We start from the raw sequence: 20,309 nt of genomic DNA, 5'->3' as shown, positions 1-20,309 counted from the left end.
AAAGTTGATAATTTGTTTGATGGTTTGTTTTAAAAATTATTTATCAGCTCAAGCCTAACAGATTTCAAACATCCGTTAGGCTTTTTTATAAAAACTACTGTACGATGAAAATACAATTTGAAGATATCTATTTTAGATTTAGTCACAAGATGGAGAAACACAGTATAAATATCCTGCGATTTTCATTGGCAATAATATATGTTTGGTTTGGGGTGTTGAAAATTATAGGTATGAGTCCAGCCGGCGAATTAGTAGAACAAACAGTTTATTGGTTTAAACCTGAAATATTCATTCCAATCCTTGGTTTTTGCGAAGTACTTATAGGCGTTGGTTTACTAATAAAACAGCTCATTCCTTATACCATTGTATTGCTATTAATGCATATGGCTGCTACATTTTTTCCTATTTTTATTCTAAAAAACATCTGTTTTGATGCTTTTCCTTACTGTCCTACTTTAGCTGGACAATATATAATCAAAAATCTTATTCTAATTTCAGGAACCCTTGTGGTTGCAGGGAAATACAATCAAAAGTATTATGCCGAAATGAATTAAAATGAAGCAAGAAATAAAATCTAAATCCATTTCTTATAAATAAAGATTTCATAATTTTATAATTACTGATAGTAAGATACCATTCATTAATCTGTGATAAATAAAATCAAATGAACCCTATAATTTACAAAAGAGCTTCAGCTCTAGATGAACTAGAACAAATCAGAACACTACAATTACAGAATAGCTCTCAAAATATAAGTTCTGAAGAAAAACTTCAACAAGGATTCGTTACGGTGCAACATACCGTTGCCATGCTAGACCAAATGAATTCTTCTTGCGCACACATAATTGCTAAAGACAATGATGCCGTAGTAGGTTTTGCACTAGTGATGCTTTCTAGCTTTAGGAACGAAATAAAGGTTCTTGTTCCAATGTTTGAAAGAATTGACACACTAGTACCCAATGATAAAAACTACGTTGTAATGGGTCAAATTTGCGTAGCTAAAAATTATAGAAAACAAGGAATATTCAGAGGACTTTATCATTTTTACAGAAAAGAACTGCAACATCAATTTGATTATTTAATTACTGAAGTTGCCACTATAAACGTTCGCTCCATGCAAGCACACAAAGCTATTGGGTTTAAAATAATTGATTCATATTATGAAAATGAAATCGAGTGGAATATCATCCTTTGGGATTGGACATAAAAAAAGCCTCACAAAATGTGAGGCTTTCATTTATATAATCAAAATTACTTTAGTCAACTAAAACAATAACTTTGTTGTCTTTCATTTCAATTGTTCCAGAATTGATTGCAATTGTATAATTTTGAGCATTGAGCTTTGTGAATTTATCTGCTACTTCTTTTGCAAATACAAAGTTTGAAGCGGTAATTTTCACAATACCTTTTTCTAAAATAGAAACAACTGGAGCGTGATTATTCAAAATTTGAAAGCTCCCATCAACTCCTGGCAGTGTTACTGAAGTTACTTCTGCTGAGAACAATTTTGCTTCTGGTGAAACTATTTCTAATAACATATTTTTTAGTTTACAGTCTCAGTTTACAATCTCAGTACTGAATACTGAGACTGTAACTGAATACTAATTTATGCTTCCGCTAACATTTTTTCTCCAGCTTCGATAGCCTCTTCAATTGTACCTTTAAGGTTAAAAGCTGATTCTGGCAAGTGATCTAATTCACCGTCAATAATCATATTAAATCCTTTGATAGTATCTTTGATATCAACTAAAACTCCTTTTAATCCTGTAAATTGCTCAGCAACGTGGAAAGGTTGAGATAAGAAACGTTGTACTCGACGTGCTCTTGAAACGGCTAATTTATCATCTTCTGATAATTCTTCCATACCAAGAATCGCAATGATATCTTGTAATTGTTTGTATTTTTGTAAAATTTCTTTTACTCTCTGTGCACAGTCATAATGCTCATCCCCTAAGATTTGAGGAGTAAGAATTCTTGAAGTAGAATCTAATGGATCCACTGCAGGATAAATACCTAACTCAGCAATTTTACGAGATAATACTGTTGTTGCATCTAAGTGAGCAAAAGTTGTAGCCGGAGCCGGGTCCGTTAAATCATCCGCAGGAACGTAAACCGCTTGTACAGATGTAATAGAACCTTTATTTGTTGATGTAATACGCTCTTGCATCGCTCCCATTTCAGTAGCTAATGTTGGTTGGTATCCTACCGCAGATGGCATACGACCTAAAAGTGCCGATACCTCAGAACCTGCTTGTGTAAAACGGAAGATATTATCCACGAAGAACAATACATCTTTCCCTTGATCAGTTCCTGCTCCATCACGGAAATATTCAGCAATAGATAATCCTGAAAGTGCCACACGTGCACGAGCTCCAGGTGGCTCATTCATTTGTCCGAAAACGAAAGTAGCTTTAGACTCTCTCATTCCTGGCATATCCACTTTAGACAAATCCCATCCTCCATTTTCCATAGAGTGCATGAATTCATCACCGTATTTTATAATTCCAGACTCTAACATCTCACGAAGTAAGTCATTTCCTTCACGTGTTCTTTCTCCTACTCCTGCGAATACTGAAAGTCCACCGTGACCTTTTGCGATATTGTTAATCAACTCCTGTATCAATACTGTTTTACCAACACCAGCACCACCAAACAATCCAATTTTACCCCCTTTTGAGTAAGGCTCAATTAAATCGATAACTTTGATACCTGTGAATAAAACTTCAGAAGAAGTAGATAAATCTTCAAATTTTGGCGCTTGTCTGTGTATAGACATACCGTTTTCACCTGTTTTTGGTAAATTACCTAAACCGTCAATTGCATCTCCAATTACGTTGAATAGACGACCGTAAACATCGGCACCGATAGGCATTTGAATAGGATTTCCTGTTCCAACTACTTCATAACCTCTACTCAAACCATCGGTTGAGTCCATCGAAATGGTACGAACTGTATTTTCACCAATGTGAGATTGTACTTCAAGTACTAATAAAGTACCATCTTTTTTTGTGATTTCTAACGAATCATAAATTTTTGGAAGTTCAACATCCTTACCGTTGAAAACTACATCAACTACTGGTCCAATGATCTGGGCAACTTTTCCTATTACTTTTGACATTACTTATGTATTTATTAAATAGCTATTTAGGTTTATGAAATAGTACTAACCGAAATGTATCGATTAAATGCTTTTTTCAGAGCGCAAAGATAATTTTTTTTAAAATATAAAATCAATTATTTTTTTATAAAAAAAAGGTATTTTTAGTATATCCTCCACAAATGACTTTGAAAAAGAATAAAGACAGCATTATTCTTAAAAAAAGAAAGACCACTTACTAGGTGTAAGTGGTCTTTAAAATATCATTTTATATAAAAATTTATAATGATAATGGGTATAAAATACGGTATGTACCTACATTGACATTTTTAAAATTGGAACCAAATTTGGCATTAATAGCCTCAGTAAATAAGTTTGCAATAATTGCATATCCTCTTGGGCTTGGGTGAACACCATCTAAAGAGAACATTCCTCCAGTTACAAATGTAGAAGTTGTTGTATAACCGTTGTACACTATACCACCTTTAGCTAATTGATCAGTTACTCCTTTCAACTCTACAAAAGCTAATCCTTTGGCATCAGCTACAGACTTAATAATAACATTATAGGCATCCGTTGCTGCTTTTACCTCTGCGATTTCATCTTTAGTCAAAACCCAGTTATCAGCAAGAGGAACCGACACTCCATTAACAGCAGCGGCATTACCACCTACTAATGTACCTATAAAACTACTTGCAGGTAACACAACTAAATCCTCAGCAGTTGCATGTCTGAAAGAAGGGATTCTGAAAGAAGTTCTGTCAGTTAAATAGCTATCTACAATTACTAATGCATTTGCACCTGCTTTAAAATTTATTGTTCTTCTTGTTGCTTCAGCCGCAGTTAATAAATTAGCATTAACCATTGCTTGCAAACCTCCATTATATTCTGCATAACCTGCGTTTAACTGTGCAGCTGCAGCTGCAGACAAATTTACGGGATTGTGCGGAACTGTTGTAAAGTATGGTAACGCCGTTACATAAGGCAAATTAGCCACTACGCCTTTTGCACCATTAGCAGTCATCGCATTTACGATTCCATTAAATGCGTTAGCAAATACATTCGGATCAGTAATATCATTACTTGCATAAGTAGCCGGATTTAGATTACCCGTTCTATTTACTCCACTGCCTCCTGAAGTAGCATATCCTAAAACATCATTCCCTCCAATCCATAACGAGAAAAAAGTTGGAGCTTGTGCCACAGCATCTGCTAATACTGTTGTTGAGGCAGAAGATGAAAATCTTGCAAAATAAGGATTAGCTTGACCTGTTGCAACTCCAGCTATATTACCATAACCTGGCGCAACTAGATGATAACTTTTTGCTCCTGGTACACCCATATTATTAAAAGAGCCTGTTAACTTAGTAGTAACCTCTGTTGATGGTCTTCCCGGTACAGGAACTGGCGCGGTTCCATTAAAAAAAAGTCTAGTACCTGAAATCACATTTCCCCCTAACAACAAACCACCAACATTATCCGCCATTAAAGGTGTCTTAAATTCTCCTCCACCTGTCAAAGCAAACTGCTGTGAAATAATATTAGCATAAGAACCTTTCTGAGCTTCAATGAACAAACCATTATCACTAAAACCTGCTGCATAAGAGTCCCCAAGTGCTACATATTTTGTTACTACTGCTGAACCAGCAGTTAAAGATTTCCCATCAGATGAATTAGCGTCAACTACTACATCTTCCTCATTATCACACGCTACAAATGCTAAAGAAGCAAATAGTAACCATTTGAAATTTTTTATCATTGTTTTATAATTTAGTATTTATGAATGATTACGGATTGATTGTCCAAGATGCAAAATATTGCTGACCAATTAGACCGGCTCCTAATACTTGACCGTATTCTTTACCCCCAATATTTGAAGCCCCTATCTTTAATGTTGATTTCAAAGATGGAATTAGGTAATTTAATTGAGCATCTATAACTGTAGCAGCTGCTATTGTACCATCAGCAAATGAAGACTGCCATAAATATTCACTATTCCATCTTCCGCTAACGTTAAATCCAAAATTTGGAAATAACTTTTCATTACCGATAGATGCTTTAATACGGTGCTTTGGAGTGTTGAAACCAGCTTCGAAACTAGGGTCTTTAGATTGATCAAATTCAAATTCAGCAAAATTGTAATTTGCACCTATTTCAAAATCTTTATACACTTTTCTAGATAATCCAATACCAAATCCTAATGATTTAATTTCCAACTTAGTATTTGTATACAACTGGAAAGTTCTTGTATTTCCATTTTGCAAAGCATGTAACGCTTTAAGACCTTCTGGATTAGTTAACCCTCCACCATCTAAAGCAGCTCCGTACAAAGGAGTAATAACATTTAAGTTTCCAATAAAGTTGTTGTAAATATTGTAATATCCATTGATGTCAATTGAAGTTTTATTTATGAAAGATCGGTAACCTATTTCAAAAGCTTTAACTTCTTCTGGTTTAACTAAATCTGCATTTGTTTTTGTCAATAATGCAGGATTACCTGCAGCTGCAAAAGCAATAACAGATGATGCGGTATATGAATTCTCGTAGGCTCTCGTTCCGTTAATAGTCACTGAATTACCTCCTGCAAATCCTTGACCAACAGCAGTTGCAATAGGTAACGTTTCTACATATCGTGTTAAGTTATCTGGAGCTGAACCTAATAAAATTGCACTTCCTACATTAAATCCAATGTACTGATCTTGAGTAGTCGGGTTTCTAAAACCGGTTTGAAAAGATCCTCTAAAATTATGATTTTTGTTTTGTCCTCCGGAGTATACAGCAGAAACTCTCGGTGAATAGTTACCATCAAAATTCTGTGCTTTATCATAACGCATAGAACCGGTAAGTTTCAAACGATCGTCCATCAATTTTTTCATTATTTGTGTATATACACCGTATTCATCGTAAAGTATTGGACCGGAAGCATCAGTATAAATACGTCCAAACGAATTCAATTCATATTGCCTGTATGATCCACCTACTTGTATTTCGGCGAATTTTACCAAATCTTTTAAATTGTAATTTGCATCAGAATGGTAAATTCTTGAATTATCTACTAATTTAGAACCTGTTAATACACTAGGATCATTAATAACTTGATTAAAAGCATTTTTAAACGCATCAGTCCCTGGTATCAATCTACCAGTATCCGCAGTAGCTCTTGCACGAGCATGAGATTGCTCAGGAGTCAATCCACCCAAAGTTGATTGTATGTAAGCCCCTGCATATTGACCAAACCAAGTTCTATCGTCTTTCCATTTTCTATTTATATTAATACCTGTAAATAACATATCATACGATTGACCACCGTCTTCAGTTGTAGTGTATCCTCTTAAAAAGAAATTTTTCCCTTTGAATTCAATTTTGTGCTGTTGCATAAAAAAGTTATTCAAATAATAACGGTTTGCACCTTGATACACCGTATTTCCGTAACCAAATTTACTTTGCACTATTACTTCTAACTTTTCATCTCCAAAAGGACGAACGTGTAAAGACAAATCAATTTTCGTATTAGAAACCTTGTTGTCAGTCAAATCAACCTCATTATAACCAGTTCTACTGACATTAGTGTTAGGTAGTAAATTTACTGCCGAAACTGGTATTAAATTTTGTGCTGCTAAAGCTTGTCCAACCCCTTTAATATTTGTTGCAACTTCATCACCATAAACATTTATACCATCATAATTAATTGTATTTCTATCAATACCTTGACGAGTTTTATCATCATAGTTTACTGCATGCCACTCTGTACCTCTCATGTAGGTAAAGTTTGCTTTCCCTGCAATATACTTATTGAATGCTTTGGCCATGCGAAAACCATAATCAATGTAGTCATTTGTACCAGCAGCTTTTTGAGAAGTTTGTCCAAATTTTGCATAGCCAGTAATACCTTGACTTGTAAATGGACTTTTGCTGCTCATAAATAATATACCATTGAAGGCATTTGCACCATATAAAGCAGACGAAGCTCCTGGCAATAATTCAACACTTTGAACATCAATTTCAGATAAACCTATTAAGTTTCCTAAAACAAAATTTAGCAAAGGCGAAGAGTTATCCATACCATCTACCAATTGCATAAAACGAGTATTTGCAACAGATGCAAAACCACGAGTATTAATCGATTTAAACGACATACTTGAAGTGTTCATTTGAACCTCTTTCATGTTTTCTAATCCATCATAAAAAGAAGGCGAGGCTGTTTTCTTAATTTCAGCTATACCCATTCTTTCAATAGTAACTGGTGACTCTAATACGCGCTCTGGCGTTCTTGATGCAGAAACCACGATTTCATCTAGCTTATTCTCCTCATCCAATAACTTTACTGAAATTTTTTGACTAGCCGAAGAAACTGAAATTTTTTGAGATGTAAATCCGATACTTGAAACCTCAATAACAAAGGGAGGTTTTTTTGATGATTGTAAAGTAAAAGAACCATCTAAATTGGTTATCGCGCCTGATGTATCTCCAACTATTTTAATGTTGGCTCCAGGAATAGGTTGGTTGTTACTATCTGTAACAATACCTGAAATTGAATTTTGAGCAAAAGATAAGCTGCAAAAAAACAATGTCAAAAAAAGTAAATACACTCTCATTGGGTTAATATTTGTTGGTTTATGAAGCCAAAGTACAAATATTTTTGATATTAATAAAAAAGTGACTAGAAAATTTAATATTTATCAGTTATTTTACTCGATTCACACTTATTCTATATTTATTTTTTATTATTATATGTTAAAAATTATGCAATAATAATAGAATATCACTATGCATGCATACTAAAAATACATTTATCACAAAAAAATTTTTAATTTTTAGATATTTGACAAAAGTGACATGGCCGAGTAAATTTAACGTTTTTTTACCCTTATCAACGATGTAAATAAAATTCATTCAAAAAAAAGGATTCAAAAAAAAAAGCCTCGAAAGAAAATCTTATGAGGCTTTTTTTGAAAAATTAGAAAGTAAATCTGTTTAGTATATAAATTTTATTCTACAGTGACAGATTTTGCTAAATTACGGGGTTGATCAACATTGCAACCTCGCATAACTGCAATATGATATGACAATAGTTGTAATGGTATTGTAGTTATTAATGGCGACAAAGCATCTGATGTTTCAGGGATTTCAATAACATAATCAGCTAATTCACGCACTTGAGTATCTCCTTTAGTAACAACAGCAATAATTTTTCCACTTCTGGATTTAATCTCCTGAATGTTACTAACAATTTTATCATAGTGTCCTTGCTTAGGTGCAATAACAACTACTGGCATATGTTCATCAATTAGTGCAATTGGTCCGTGTTTCATTTCAGCTGCAGGGTATCCCTCAGCATGAATATAAGATATCTCTTTAAGCTTCAAAGCTCCTTCAAGAGCAACAGGAAAATTATACCCTCTTCCTAAATAAAGACAATTATGCGCATCTTTAAAAGCTAAGGCAATTTCTTTTGCTTTATCATTTGTTTCTAAAGCCTCTTTGACTTTTTCAGGGATAATTTCCAATTCTTGCAAATAAGTATGAAAATCAGTGTTAGACAACGTTCCTTTAGCTTTTGCTAAACGCAATGCAATCATTGTCAAGACTGTAATTTGTGTAGTAAAAGCTTTAGTCGATGCAACACCTATTTCTGGCCCCGCATGTGTGTAAGCTCCAGCATGTGTTTCTCTAGATATAGAAGAACCCACAACATTACAAACACCAAATACAAACGCTCCGTGTTCTTTGGCAAGTTTTATTGCGGCCATAGTGTCTGCTGTTTCTCCTGATTGCGAGATCGCTATAACTACGTCTTTTTTATTTATGATTGGATTTCTGTATCTAAACTCCGAAGCATATTCAACCTCTACAGGAATACGAGCAAACTCTTCAAACACATATTCTGCTACTAAGCCTGCGTGCCACGATGTTCCACATGCCACAATGATTATCCTATCAGCATTAAGGAATTTTTCTAAATTATCCTCAACTCCAGCCATTTGAATAATCCCCTCGTTTGCATGAAGTCTTCCTCGATAAGTGTCTTTTATAACACTTGGTTGTTCATAAATCTCCTTGAGCATAAAATGATCGTAACCACCTTTTTCTATTTGCTCTAAGTTCATTTGAAGCTCTTGAATATAAGGATCAACTAAAGAATCATCTTTAATTTTTCTAATTTTCATAGCTTTATGCAATCTAATATTAGCCATTTCGCCATCTTCTAGATAGATTGCATTTGACGTATACTCTATAAAAGGCGAGGCATCCGAAGCAATAAAAAACTCACCTTCGCCTACACCTATTGCTAATGGACTCCCTAATCGTGCAGCAACAATTTCATTTGGGTTCTTTTTATCAAAAACAGCAATTGCATAAGCTCCCACTACTTGATTCAAGGCAACCTGAACTGCTTTACCTAATTTTAAATTCTCTTTTTTTTGTACTTCTTCAATAAGATTTACCAATACCTCAGTATCAGTATCAGAATGAAAAACATAACCACGTTTTAGCAATTCTTCTTTTAAAGGTGCATAATTCTCAATAATTCCGTTATGAATTATGGCTAAATCACCTGAATTAGAAAGATGAGGATGAGAATTAACATCGTTTGGAACACCATGAGTTGCCCAACGCGTATGTCCTATTCCAATAGTTCCGTTTGTTGTAATTGCTGTAGAGGCTTTCTCTTCAAGATCTGAAACTTTACCTTTTGTTTTACAAAGTTTTAGTTCTTGACCATCATATAACATCACACCTGCACTATCATAACCTCTATATTCAAGTCTCTTTAATCCTTTTATTACAATAGGATAAGCTTCTCTATAACCGATATATCCAACGATTCCACACATAGTTCTTTAATTAGGTTTTGTATAATAAATTTCAAGCTTCAATCTCTTATCATTAGGAACTGTGGAATTACCTCCATGTAAAATAGTTCCTAAAGGATTCATTACTGATGCTTTTGGCGCTCCAGTAATAAAAGCATTTGGAGTTCTCACCCTATGATATGCATCTATATTAATATCCTCTGTAACCACTAGTCCCAACTTAACATTTGTTGAATCTGCATGTTTTACAAGATTTCTTATCTGATTAGTTATTCTGATTTTATAAGTGGTTCCCTTTTTAGTAACTGCATCTGTGTTTAAATTACCACCAAAAATTAGTTTTGACTTTTTAGGATTTGTATTGTTTTCCGATTCTAAATAATAATCAGCTATAGGACGATTATTATTGAAATCATAGAGGTAAATTCTTTGTGGTACAAAACTATTCGCCATTGCAGCAGCATCAATATGGAAAACAAGACTAGCATCATTGATCAACCATCCACTTTTTCTAATCGCGTCTAACTCGCCTGGGGCGTTAAATAGACTTAAAACAGCAACCGATCCCTCACCACCTTTTAGATATAATTTTTCATCACCTTCGGTTGTATTTCCAGTGTTTGGCAATGCATTATAAGCAAGTCCACTACCTGTAAAATCTGTATCCAACAAACTTACTGAATTTCCAGTCATATTAAGAACTATCGTCTTTTTAACCCTTGTAACTGTTGTGACACCCGAAGTTGTCGTTGATAGATCTTCATTATATTTTATAGTGATTTTTCCATCCTTAAAATTCAACATTGCTAAATTTCCGGCACTACTTCCTGATTTCTCCATTTTAAAATAAAGTCCCCTGAAATACTCTTTAAAAACATCATTTGTCGCTAACTTTCCAGAAGCTACGGCGTCAATTATTTTAGTTTTGAAAAAACCTTTATTTAAATTCAATTGCATTCCCGGAGGAGTTCTTGTAGTTGTAACTGCTTTAGTAATTGAATCTGTTGTAGTGACTACATGCTCTGATGGATCAAAGAAAAACTTGTCATTTTGAGCCAAATTGGTGTCGTCATTTAAACGATTTGGTTTTTTAATATTATCAAATTCTGCATTTTGATTTGTAAAATATCTTTGAGGTTGAACAAACCCTCCAATAGGATCTGCATCTCTCATATAATAACCTGATTCGTAAACGCTTAGTTTCATCTCAGCTTTATCTGGACCATATATTGAATCCAATACATATACATTACTACCATCTGTTTTTTTAACTGTTTTGGAAGCATCAAAATAATACGGAATTGTCAAAACTACACTTTCTATGTGAGGCCTCGTACCAATTGTAGTCATGGTTTCAGAAAGAGTCAATTGCGTACCAAAATTAGCAGTTGTTTCACCAAAATTTGGATTATTATAAATTCCCAAGGGATTTATCGCAAGGTCATTTGACTGTATAGGACCCGTTTTTTGATTGTAAGCTAAAACATCGTACGTTTCTTTTTTGAGATCAAAATTGTTTTCACCAATTAAATCCCCTCCAATTTCATTATAATCTTTATCACAAGAAAATAAAAAAACAACACTCGTAACTAACAGAATTTTCTTAAAAAAAGAATTATTGTACATATTTAATAAAAAAGTTTAATTTAAAGAACCTCATCTCTATAGAAATTAGTATACGCTTCTGCGAATGCATCTTTCGGTGCGAAAGGTAAAAAAGGTTTTCCTGAAGATTCTATATATTTTGTTAAACTTGGAGACAGGTTTTCTGATGCAATAATCACCGCATCTGAATGCTTAATAGTGGCCTTAATGATGTTTTCATAACCTGGAACTTCCAAATCCGAAATTGCCTCATCAGGAATACCATCAAATTTTACTTTATTAATCATCTCTATATCTAAAGTACCATCAAAAGATTGACTGTAAACAGAAGTAACAATCTTTGTCTCTGAAAACAATGCTTCATTTTTATAAAAATGTTTCATATAAATAGGCAGCATAGCAGCCATCCATCCATGTACATGAATAATATCAGGAACCCAGTTGAGTTTCTTAACGGTCTCCACAACTCCTTTTGCAAAAAATATGGCACGCTCATCATTGTCAGGATACATCACACCTTCTTCATCAGCAAACGTTGCCTTTCTTTTGAAATATTCATCATTATCAATAAAGTAAACTTGTATTCTTTCCTTTGGAATGGAAGCTACTTTTATAATTAACGGCATATCCAAGTCATTCACTACCAAATTCATCCCCGAAAGTCTAATTACCTCGTGCAATTGGTGTCTTCTCTCGTTAATATTTCCATACCTTGGCATAAAAATTCTTATTTGTCCGCCTTGATCATTAATCATTTTTGGAACGTCATAAGACATTAAAGAGACCTCGTTTTCAGCGAGATACGGCACCACTTCAGATGATACATATAATATCCTCTTATCTTTCATATTGTAATTTACTTAATTTATTGGCAATAAAAACCATGCAAAATTACAAAAATTTATGCAGTTATTAACTAAAATAGTAAGTTTGCAACTAATTTTAATAATACTGCCATGCATATTTTCTACGGAAAAGCTTCTTTAATGGACTATTTGAAATCTATAAAAACCATCCATTCCTCCATTGGATTTGTTCCTACTATGGGTGCTTTACATCAAGGTCACTTAGCTTTAATGCAGAAATCACTGCTGGAAAATGACACTACCGTTGTCAGTATTTTTGTAAATCCTACCCAATTCAATAACCCAGAAGACTTGGCAAAATATCCAAGAACATTGGATGAAGATGTAAAAAAATTAACCAATTTGAATCCAGAAATCATCTTGTACGCACCCAGTGTTGAAGATATTTATGACGGAAAACCAGTCTCAGAACCATTCGATTTTGATGGATTGGAAAACCAAATGGAAGGCAAATTCAGACCCGGACATTTTAATGGTGTAGGGACTATTGTAAAGCGACTTTTTGAAATTGTTGATCCAACTAACGCTTATTTTGGCGAGAAAGATTTTCAACAATTACAAATTGTAAAAAAGATGGTCGCTAAAAATCACTTAAAAGTAAACGTCATTGGCTGTCCTATTTATAGAGAAGCTAATGATCTTGCCATGAGCTCCAGAAACGAACGTTTATCCGGTATGGAACGAGACGAAGCTGCTATTATTTACAAAGTACTTAGCACAGTAAAAGAGCAATTTGTTACAAAAAGTACGACTGAAATATCAGAATGGGTTCAAAAATCATTCGATAATAATCCTCACTTTACATTAGAATACTTCACCATTGCGGACGAAGCAACTCTTATATCCTGTACTCGAAAAAATAAAAATAAAAAATACCGCGCTTTTATTGCCGTATTAGTCAACAATATTCGTTTGATTGACACCATTTCATTAAATTAATTTACTTTTGTAGCATGCAAATTCAAGTATTAAAATCAAAAATTCACCGCGTTAAGGTAACCGGAGCCGATTTAAATTACATCGGATCCATCACTATTGACGAGTCATTACTAGAAGCTTCCAATATTATTGAAGGCGAAAAAGTCTCTATCGTAAACATCAATAACGGTGAGCGTTTTGACACTTATGCGATCGTAGGCGAAAAAAATTCAGGAACCATAACACTCAACGGTCCTGCTGCCAGAAAAGTACAAAAAGACGATATCATCATCATCATTTCCTACGCAAGCATGGATTTTGAGGAAGCTAAAACCTTCAAACCATGGATTATTTTTCCAAATGAAAATGACAATTCGTTGACTTAATTCCTATTCATACAAAAAAATAACAATATTTTTAGCCACTGATTATCTGATTTTGACTTTTAAAATCAATAATGAGTGGCTATTTTTTTTAGCTAGTTCCTCGCTTGAAACCAAAACGCAATCGCAACATTTACTGGTATTCATTTTCTAATAAAAGTAATTATGTTTATATTGCTTGCTAATAATTAGAATTTCTACACTTTCTAAAATAAACCAAATTATGAAAAAAATAATACTCTTATTACTCTTTTCTGTTTCCGTATTTTCACAAAAAACTACGATTGCTTTCGATTCACAAGTGCTTGGTGAAAGTCGCGAAATCACTATTGGACTGCCGCCTTCTTTTGAAAAAAATCCAAATAAAAAATACCCAATTCTAGTTCTGTTAGACGGAGATTATCTGTTTGACCCTTTCTACGGCACATTAAATTATGGAGCCTATTGGGATGATTTACCCGAAACCATCATCGTAGGCATTAGCCAAAACAAAAACAACGAACGATATGACGACTGCAATTATGATGAAGCAAATGGAGTTCCTTCTGGAAAAGGAGCAAAATTTTTCGAATTCATTGGTGCCGAATTACTACCCTACATCGAAAAGAAATATCCTGTTGCGCCTTTCCGCATCATAGCCGGTCACGACACAACTGCTGGTTTTTTGAACTTTTTTCTATACAAAGACAATCCTATTTTTAATGCCTATATTTCATTGAGTCCAGAACTTGCTCCTGATATGGAAAATCGAATTCCGGAGCAGCTTTCAAAACTTAAACAACCTATTTTTTATTATCAGTCAAATGGTGATGGCGATGTAAAAAAACTCCAAACATCAATCAAGCAACTAGACACAAATATAAAACAAGTTACAAATCCGTTACTGAATTACAAGTTTGATAATTTTGCAGGAGCTTCCCATTATTCACTGGTTCTGTATTCGATTCCCCATGCGCTTTACCAATTTTTCGATGCGTATAAACCTATTTCCTCAACTGAATATTCGGATAAAATTGTCATTCTTCAATCCGGATATGTGGACTATTTGACTAATAAATATGAGGTTTTATCTAAAAATTTAGGTCTTAAAATCCCCATTCGCGTCAATGATTTCAAAGCTATTGAAGCTGCAATTCTTAAAAATAAAGCCTATTCAGAATTAGACAAATTAGCTGAAATTGCTAATAAAAATTATCCAAAATCTATGCTTGCCGATTATGAATTGGGTTTAATGTATGAAAAAACAGGTGACCTGAAAAAAGCAGCAAAACGATACCAAACCGCTTCGCAATTAGAAGAAATTGGCGACCTCACAAAAAATATGATGATGGAGAAATATGATGATATGATCAGTCAAACACCAAAAAAATAATGTCAAAAGTAAAAACAACTTTTTTTTGCCAAAACTGTGGCGCACAATATGCAAAATGGCAAGGACAATGTAATTCTTGTAAAGAATGGAACACCATAGCAGAGGAAATAATCCAAAAACAAGAAAAAGTAGCTTGGAAAAGCGAACCAGCTTCCAGTAATAAAGCACCAAAACCGTTACGAATAAACGAAATTGATTCGGCTCAGGAAATCCGGATGGACACTACTGACAGCGAATTAAATCGTGTGTTAGGAGGCGGTATCGTTCCCGGTTCTTTAATCCTTTTGGGTGGCGAACCCGGCATTGGAAAAAGCACGCTCTTATTGCAAATTTCTCTAAAATTACCTTACAAAACTTTATATGTTTCGGGTGAAGAAAGTCAGAAACAAATAAAAATGCGTGCCGAAAGAATCACGCCAAGCGGCGACAATTGCTATATTCTTACTGAAACCAAAACACAAAATATTTTCAAGCAAATTGAAGCCATCGAACCAGAAATCGTGATAATCGATTCTATTCAAACCTTGCATACAGATTATATTGAATCTACTCCCGGAAGTATTTCTCAAATACGAGAAACTACTGCCGAACTGATTAAATTTGCTAAAGAAACCAATATTCCCGTGATTCTGATTGGTCACATCACCAAAGATGGTAATATTGCAGGACCAAAAATCCTGGAGCACATGGTAGACACGGTGTTGCAGTTTGAAGGCGACCGAAACCACGTTTATCGCATTTTACGTTCGTTAAAAAACCGTTTCGGTTCCACTGCTGAAATTGGTATTTATGAAATGCTAGGAAACGGTTTGCGTGAAGTTTCGAATCCATCAGAAATATTGATTTCACACAAAAACGAAGAATTATCTGGAACCGCAATTGCCTCCACATTAGAAGGAATGCGTCCGTTGATGATTGAAATCCAAGCCTTGGTAAGCACTGCAGTCTATGGAACACCGCAACGCAGCACCACAGGTTATAATGCTAAAAGACTCAATATGATTCTGGCCGTTTTAGAGAAAAGAGCCGGTTTTAGGCTTGGCGCCAAAGACGTTTTCCTCAACATAACGGGAGGAATCTCAGTAGATGATCCAGCAATAGATTTAGCAGTTGTAGCCGCTATTTTATCCTCGAATGAAGATATTGCAGTAAATAAAGATTTTTGCTTTGCCGGCGAAGTGGGACTTTCTGGTGAAATTCGCCCAGTAAACCGGGTGGACCAACGCATACAGGAAGCAGAAAAATTAGGATTTTCGACCATTTTTGTATCCAAATACAATAAAATTGCGCTGAAAAATACCGGAATCAAAATCAGATTGGTAGCCAAAATTGAAGATGTGGCGAGTGAATTGTTTGGGTGATTTTTAAAACAAAATGAAAAATGAAATCGTTTCCAGAACACCTACAAATCGTCAATACCTTTCATGAACTTGGAGAAACCATTGCTGCTGCCCAGTTTTTAATACAAGAATATGGCTTAGAAAACCCCAATTTCAAAGGTTTCGAATTAAGGGAGAAAGCCAAACCAGAATTTGTCCTAATGACAACCGAAGGCGCTCTAGGTGAGCCCCAAATCATACGAATTCCTGAAAACACTTTTGAATTTCCGCTGCACTTAATGCTCAATCTGCTGATGCATGAAATGATTCACGTGACACAAAAAACGAAAGAAAACTTGATTGAAGATAAAAATGAAAGAGAATGGCAGGCCTATTACGAAATGCTTTTTCATGAACAATATCCGCAAGTACCTGAACTCTCACATTTTCACAAACGCTTTTTTGCCAATAAAGCATTAGATTATTATAACCGAATGGGCGAAGGCACACTTTTGCATATCAAATACGCAAATCAAAAACAAAAAGTAGACCTATTACTTCTAAACATAATGTAAAAATCCACATTGAATGTGGTACAATTGAGTACACTACACCAATTTTGAAAGAAAAACACAAACCAAAACAATCTTTATGCTAATGGTTTATTAAACTTTAGTTTAACCATAAGCAAAACACTTAAAAAGTTGCTATTTTTGCCACCCCAAATAAAAGTACGCTACATGAAAACCACAAAACAAAAAATTGGTCTTTTTTTTAAGATATTCCTTGTGGTTACATGCTTTATTGTAGGCGGTTTTTATATCTTTCGAGATGCCGTTTTACAACAAACCATAGCAAAAGTTTCCAATGAAATGGAAGTGGATTACAACAGCTCTTTTACGATAAAAAAAGCTTCTTTTGACGGATTATCAGGTTTGAATCTTACCGAAATAATTCTGGTTCCAAAACACAGAGACACGCTTTTTAAAATCCAAAAACTAAAAACTAGCGTCAATTTATGGCACCTCCTAACAGGCGATGTCCAACTTGGAACTCTAGAAGTCCAAAACGGTTTTGTACAGTTAGTAAAAAAAGGAAAAGTGAGCAATTTTGATGCTTTTCTAAAAAAAGACAATCAAACAGAAATACGCGATGAAAAAAGAGATTACGCCCAGTTTGCCTACAGAATAATCTCAAAAGTACTGAATTTAGTCCCTACGGATATGATTTTAGACAATCTTTCTTTTCGACTTAATGATAACGGGAAAAAGGCAACCGTCAATTTCCAAAAATTGCGATTAATCAACAAACAACTCGAAACTTCGATAAAAGTTCAAACCAATACGATTTCACAACGGTGGAGAATCAAAGGATTTGCTGACCCAAGAAACAAAAAAGCAGATATTCGTTTCGTAAATATTGACACCGGCGCAATCCAAATGCCGTATTTAGACGAGCGTTTCAACCTGAAATCAAGCTTTGACTCTATTCGATTGAACATTCAAAACATCGATAAAGACGGTAACTTACTGCATATTGATGGCTTTATGGCTATTGCCAATTTAAAACTCAACCATCCGAAAATTGCCAGCAAAGATGTCTTACTGAAAAATGCTAAATTTGATTACCGATTCTTATTAGGTTCTGATTTTATTTCTATTGACAGCAGCTCAACGGTTCAGTTGAACAAAATAAAATTTCATCCTTATGCAATTTATGAAACGGAGAAAGACACCATTTACAAACTCAAAGTCAACATTCCAAAAATGAAAGCGCAGGATTTTATCACTTCGCTTCCTGAAGGTCTATTTACCCATTTTCAAGGGATGGAAGCTAGTGGTGCTTTTGATTACAAATTGGACTTTGCTTTTAACCAAAACAAACCCAATCAGTTGGTTTTTGACAGTAAATTGAAGAAAGAAAATCTAAAAATTACCAAATATGGCGAAGCCAACCTGAACAAACTCAATGGCGAATTTGTATATCGTGCCCTTATCAAAAATGTGTTGCAACGTCCAGTTTTAGTTGGTGCAGCCAATCCAAACTATACGCCGCTAGACCAAATTTCACCGTATTTAAGAAAGTCGGTTTTGACTACTGAAGATCCTTCTTTCTTTTCGCATCGTGGATTCATCAGCGAAGCATTCAAACAATCCATCGTAAAAAACATCAGAACCAAAAAGTTTTCACGCGGCGCCAGTACCATAAGCATGCAACTAGTAAAAAATGCATTTCTGAGTCGGGAGAAAACCGTATCCCGCAAACTGGAGGAAATATTATTGGTTTACATCCTGGAAAATAACCGAATTGTGAGTAAGGAACGCATGCTCGAAGTATATTTTAATATTATCGAATGGGGTCCAAATGTATATGGAATTGGAGAAGCAAGTCAGTTTTATTTTCAAAAAACACCTTCGGAATTATCGCTGAACGAATGCTTGTATCTCGCCCGAATTATTCCAAGTCCTAAAAAATTCATGTATCAGTTTAACGATCAAGGGATGTTGAAAGATTTTGCTGTAAAACAAGAATCGTTCCTGACTAATATTATGTTTCGAAGAGGACTTTTGACTCCAGAAGACACAATTAATAGGTCCTTACCCATACTGATTTCCGGTCCTGCAAAATCTCTTATCAAATATAAAATACAAGATTCAACGCAAATAAAAGTGGATTCCTTAGCTGTTGACGAGGAATTTGATCTTTAATTCTTAATATTTAACCACAAAGTTCACAAAGAAAGCGCCAAGTTCACAAAGGTTTGAATTGCTTCTTTGTGAATTTTGAAGTTAAAATTACTTTACGGAGCAGGATCAGGAATCACTGCTTGAACTTCATCAATCGCTTTTAAGATTTCATCCGAAAGAGACACTTGAATCGTATCGATATTTTCTTTTAATTGTTCCAGTGTTGTTGCCCCAATAATTGTACTCGTTACAAATGGCTGTTGTTCTATAAATGCCAAAGACAATTCCGTCAAGGTTAGTCCGTTTTTCTCAGCGATTTCCTGATACAATCGAGTTGCTTCAGTACTTTGTGCGCTGTTGTATCTGGAATACTGCGGAAACAATTTGATTCTGGCATTTGGATGCGCTTGTCCAGTCAAGAATTTACCCGATAAAACCCCAAAAGCCATTGGTGAATACGCTAATAAACCAACATTTTCTCTTAGGCAAACCTCAGCAGAACCGTTTTCAAAAAGTCTATTCAATAATGAATATGGATTTTGAATCGTTTTTACTCTTGGCAAATTGTTGTATTTACTTTCCTCCAGAAAACGCATAATCCCCCAGGGATTTTCATTTGAAAGTCCGATGTGTTTGATTTTTCCTTCTTTGACAAAACCGTCCAATGTTTCCAACACATTATGAATATTATCTTCCCAAGCATCGTCCTGTACTTTGAAACCGCGTTGTCCAAAATAATTAGTTTTGCGTTCTGGCCAATGCAATTGGTACACATCAATATAATCTGTTTGTAAGCGTTGTAAACTGTTATCCAATGCAAACTTGATGCTGGCCGGTGAGAAATCTAATTTCTCTCTCATGTAGCCAAAATTCGGATTAGGTCCAGCAATTTTAGAAGCCAAAACTATTTCTTCCCTTTTTCCAGTTTTTTTAAACCAGGTTCCAATAATTTTCTCTGTACTTCCGTAGGTTTCCTGACGCGCTGGAACCGAATACATTTCGGCAGTATCAAAAAAATTGACTCCGTTTTCTAAAGCATAATCCATTTGGGCATGACCATCAGCTTCCGTATTTTGTTCACCAAAGGTCATCGTTCCAAGGCAAATCTTGCTGACTTTTACATCAGTATTGGGTAAAGTAGTATATTTCATTTTTAAGGAAATTGTATTTTATTTTTCGAAAACAAAGATAAAATTAGTTTGTTGTTACGATTTAATGTTAACAGAAAATTGAGAAAAGTTTACAGG

16 protein-coding genes are annotated in these 20,309 nt (G+C 34.6%); 8 read left to right on the top strand and 8 right to left on the bottom strand.

Annotated elements, in window-relative coordinates:
• Positions 1-104 precede the first annotated feature (104 nt).
• Both DFR66_RS05740 and DFR66_RS05735 read left to right on the top strand, forming a co-directional pair.
• Positions 105-554 (top strand): hypothetical protein, encoded by a 450-nt coding sequence (locus DFR66_RS05740; protein WP_114753883.1) that lies wholly within the window; start codon positions 105-107, stop codon positions 552-554.
• A 110-nt stretch (positions 555-664) separates the two neighbouring features.
• Positions 665-1,207 carry a GNAT family N-acetyltransferase gene (locus DFR66_RS05735; protein ID WP_114753882.1) on the top strand — a complete coding sequence of 181 codons (543 nt, stop codon included), beginning with the start codon at positions 665-667 and terminating at the stop codon, positions 1,205-1,207.
• 49 nt (positions 1,208-1,256) lie between these two features.
• On the opposite strand, the gene DFR66_RS05730 is transcribed toward DFR66_RS05735, so the two are convergent.
• From DFR66_RS05730 to DFR66_RS05700, 7 genes are all read right to left on the bottom strand, one after another.
• Complete coding sequence (locus DFR66_RS05730; protein WP_114753881.1) at positions 1,257-1,538, bottom strand: F0F1 ATP synthase subunit epsilon; 282 nt, start codon at positions 1,536-1,538, stop codon at positions 1,257-1,259.
• A gap of 68 nt (positions 1,539-1,606) precedes the next feature.
• Positions 1,607-3,118, bottom strand: a complete 1,512-nt coding sequence (atpD, locus tag DFR66_RS05725) for a F0F1 ATP synthase subunit beta (protein ID WP_035668832.1) — start codon at positions 3,116-3,118, stop codon at positions 1,607-1,609.
• Between the two features lie 259 nt (positions 3,119-3,377).
• Positions 3,378-4,856, bottom strand: a complete 1,479-nt coding sequence (locus tag DFR66_RS05720; RefSeq protein WP_114753880.1) for an SGNH/GDSL hydrolase family protein — start codon at positions 4,854-4,856, stop codon at positions 3,378-3,380.
• Between the two features lie 28 nt (positions 4,857-4,884).
• Complete coding sequence (locus tag DFR66_RS05715) at positions 4,885-7,692, bottom strand: TonB-dependent receptor domain-containing protein (protein WP_114753879.1); 2,808 nt, start codon at positions 7,690-7,692, stop codon at positions 4,885-4,887.
• A gap of 393 nt (positions 7,693-8,085) precedes the next feature.
• Entirely contained in the window at positions 8,086-9,933 is a 1,848-nt protein-coding gene (gene glmS / locus DFR66_RS05710) for a glutamine--fructose-6-phosphate transaminase (isomerizing) (protein ID WP_114753878.1), read from the bottom strand.
• A gap of 6 nt (positions 9,934-9,939) precedes the next feature.
• Positions 9,940-11,538 carry a DUF4270 domain-containing protein gene (locus tag DFR66_RS05705; RefSeq protein ID WP_114753877.1) on the bottom strand — a complete coding sequence of 533 codons (1,599 nt, stop codon included), beginning with the start codon at positions 11,536-11,538 and terminating at the stop codon, positions 9,940-9,942.
• Between the two features lie 20 nt (positions 11,539-11,558).
• Positions 11,559-12,365, bottom strand: a complete 807-nt coding sequence (locus DFR66_RS05700) for a glycogen/starch synthase (protein ID WP_114753876.1) — start codon at positions 12,363-12,365, stop codon at positions 11,559-11,561.
• A 108-nt stretch (positions 12,366-12,473) separates the two neighbouring features.
• On the opposite strand from DFR66_RS05700, the gene panC reads away from it, so the two are divergent.
• From panC to DFR66_RS05670, 6 genes are all read left to right on the top strand, one after another.
• Complete coding sequence (gene panC, locus DFR66_RS05695; protein ID WP_114753875.1) at positions 12,474-13,322, top strand: pantoate--beta-alanine ligase; 849 nt, start codon at positions 12,474-12,476, stop codon at positions 13,320-13,322.
• Between the two features lie 14 nt (positions 13,323-13,336).
• Positions 13,337-13,687, top strand: a complete 351-nt coding sequence (panD, locus tag DFR66_RS05690; RefSeq protein WP_114753874.1) for an aspartate 1-decarboxylase — start codon at positions 13,337-13,339, stop codon at positions 13,685-13,687.
• Positions 13,688-13,907: 220 nt separating this feature from the next.
• Positions 13,908-15,056, top strand: coding sequence for an alpha/beta hydrolase (locus DFR66_RS05685; RefSeq protein WP_114753873.1), 1,149 nt, complete (start codon positions 13,908-13,910; stop codon positions 15,054-15,056).
• Positions 15,056-16,417, top strand: coding sequence for a DNA repair protein RadA (gene radA, locus DFR66_RS05680; protein WP_114753872.1), 1,362 nt, complete (start codon positions 15,056-15,058; stop codon positions 16,415-16,417). The genes DFR66_RS05685 and radA overlap by 1 nt, the downstream gene beginning before the upstream one ends.
• Positions 16,418-16,437: 20 nt before the next feature.
• Positions 16,438-16,950, top strand: a complete 513-nt coding sequence (locus DFR66_RS05675) for a hypothetical protein (RefSeq protein WP_114753871.1) — start codon at positions 16,438-16,440, stop codon at positions 16,948-16,950.
• Positions 16,951-17,115: 165 nt separating this feature from the next.
• Entirely contained in the window at positions 17,116-19,083 is a 1,968-nt protein-coding gene (locus DFR66_RS05670; protein WP_114753870.1) for a transglycosylase domain-containing protein, read from the top strand.
• A 92-nt stretch (positions 19,084-19,175) separates the two neighbouring features.
• Here the strand turns inward: DFR66_RS05670 and DFR66_RS05665 are convergent, their stop codons facing one another.
• Positions 19,176-20,213 carry an aldo/keto reductase gene (locus DFR66_RS05665; protein ID WP_114753869.1) on the bottom strand — a complete coding sequence of 346 codons (1,038 nt, stop codon included), beginning with the start codon at positions 20,211-20,213 and terminating at the stop codon, positions 19,176-19,178.
• Positions 20,214-20,309 lie beyond the last annotated feature (96 nt).

The sequence above is a fragment of the Flavobacterium glaciei genome (genome assembly GCF_003350545.1).
GTDB classification, from domain to species: domain Bacteria; phylum Bacteroidota; class Bacteroidia; order Flavobacteriales; family Flavobacteriaceae; genus Flavobacterium; species Flavobacterium glaciei.
This window is presented reverse-complemented; position numbering and strand designations above follow the sequence as displayed.

What these genes read in the sequence shown, in the direction of transcription:
- DFR66_RS05740 (WP_114753883.1), top strand. Translation starts at nt 105, where the DNA reads ATGAAAATACAATTTGAAGATATCTATTTTAGATTTAGTCACAAGATG.
- DFR66_RS05735 (WP_114753882.1), top strand. Translation starts at nt 665, where the DNA reads ATGAACCCTATAATTTACAAAAGAGCTTCAGCTCTAGATGAACTAGAA.
- DFR66_RS05730 (WP_114753881.1), bottom strand. Translation starts at nt 1,538, where the DNA reads ATGTTATTAGAAATAGTTTCACCAGAAGCAAAATTGTTCTCAGCAGAA.
- atpD (WP_035668832.1), bottom strand. Translation starts at nt 3,118, where the DNA reads ATGTCAAAAGTAATAGGAAAAGTTGCCCAGATCATTGGACCAGTAGTT.
- DFR66_RS05720 (WP_114753880.1), bottom strand. Translation starts at nt 4,856, where the DNA reads ATGATAAAAAATTTCAAATGGTTACTATTTGCTTCTTTAGCATTTGTA.
- DFR66_RS05715 (WP_114753879.1), bottom strand. Translation starts at nt 7,692, where the DNA reads ATGAGAGTGTATTTACTTTTTTTGACATTGTTTTTTTGCAGCTTATCT.
- glmS (WP_114753878.1), bottom strand. Translation starts at nt 9,933, where the DNA reads ATGTGTGGAATCGTTGGATATATCGGTTATAGAGAAGCTTATCCTATT.
- DFR66_RS05705 (WP_114753877.1), bottom strand. Translation starts at nt 11,538, where the DNA reads ATGTACAATAATTCTTTTTTTAAGAAAATTCTGTTAGTTACGAGTGTT.
- DFR66_RS05700 (WP_114753876.1), bottom strand. Translation starts at nt 12,365, where the DNA reads ATGAAAGATAAGAGGATATTATATGTATCATCTGAAGTGGTGCCGTAT.
- panC (WP_114753875.1), top strand. Translation starts at nt 12,474, where the DNA reads ATGCATATTTTCTACGGAAAAGCTTCTTTAATGGACTATTTGAAATCT.
- panD (WP_114753874.1), top strand. Translation starts at nt 13,337, where the DNA reads ATGCAAATTCAAGTATTAAAATCAAAAATTCACCGCGTTAAGGTAACC.
- DFR66_RS05685 (WP_114753873.1), top strand. Translation starts at nt 13,908, where the DNA reads ATGAAAAAAATAATACTCTTATTACTCTTTTCTGTTTCCGTATTTTCA.
- radA (WP_114753872.1), top strand. Translation starts at nt 15,056, where the DNA reads ATGTCAAAAGTAAAAACAACTTTTTTTTGCCAAAACTGTGGCGCACAA.
- DFR66_RS05675 (WP_114753871.1), top strand. Translation starts at nt 16,438, where the DNA reads ATGAAATCGTTTCCAGAACACCTACAAATCGTCAATACCTTTCATGAA.
- DFR66_RS05670 (WP_114753870.1), top strand. Translation starts at nt 17,116, where the DNA reads ATGAAAACCACAAAACAAAAAATTGGTCTTTTTTTTAAGATATTCCTT.
- DFR66_RS05665 (WP_114753869.1), bottom strand. Translation starts at nt 20,213, where the DNA reads ATGAAATATACTACTTTACCCAATACTGATGTAAAAGTCAGCAAGATT.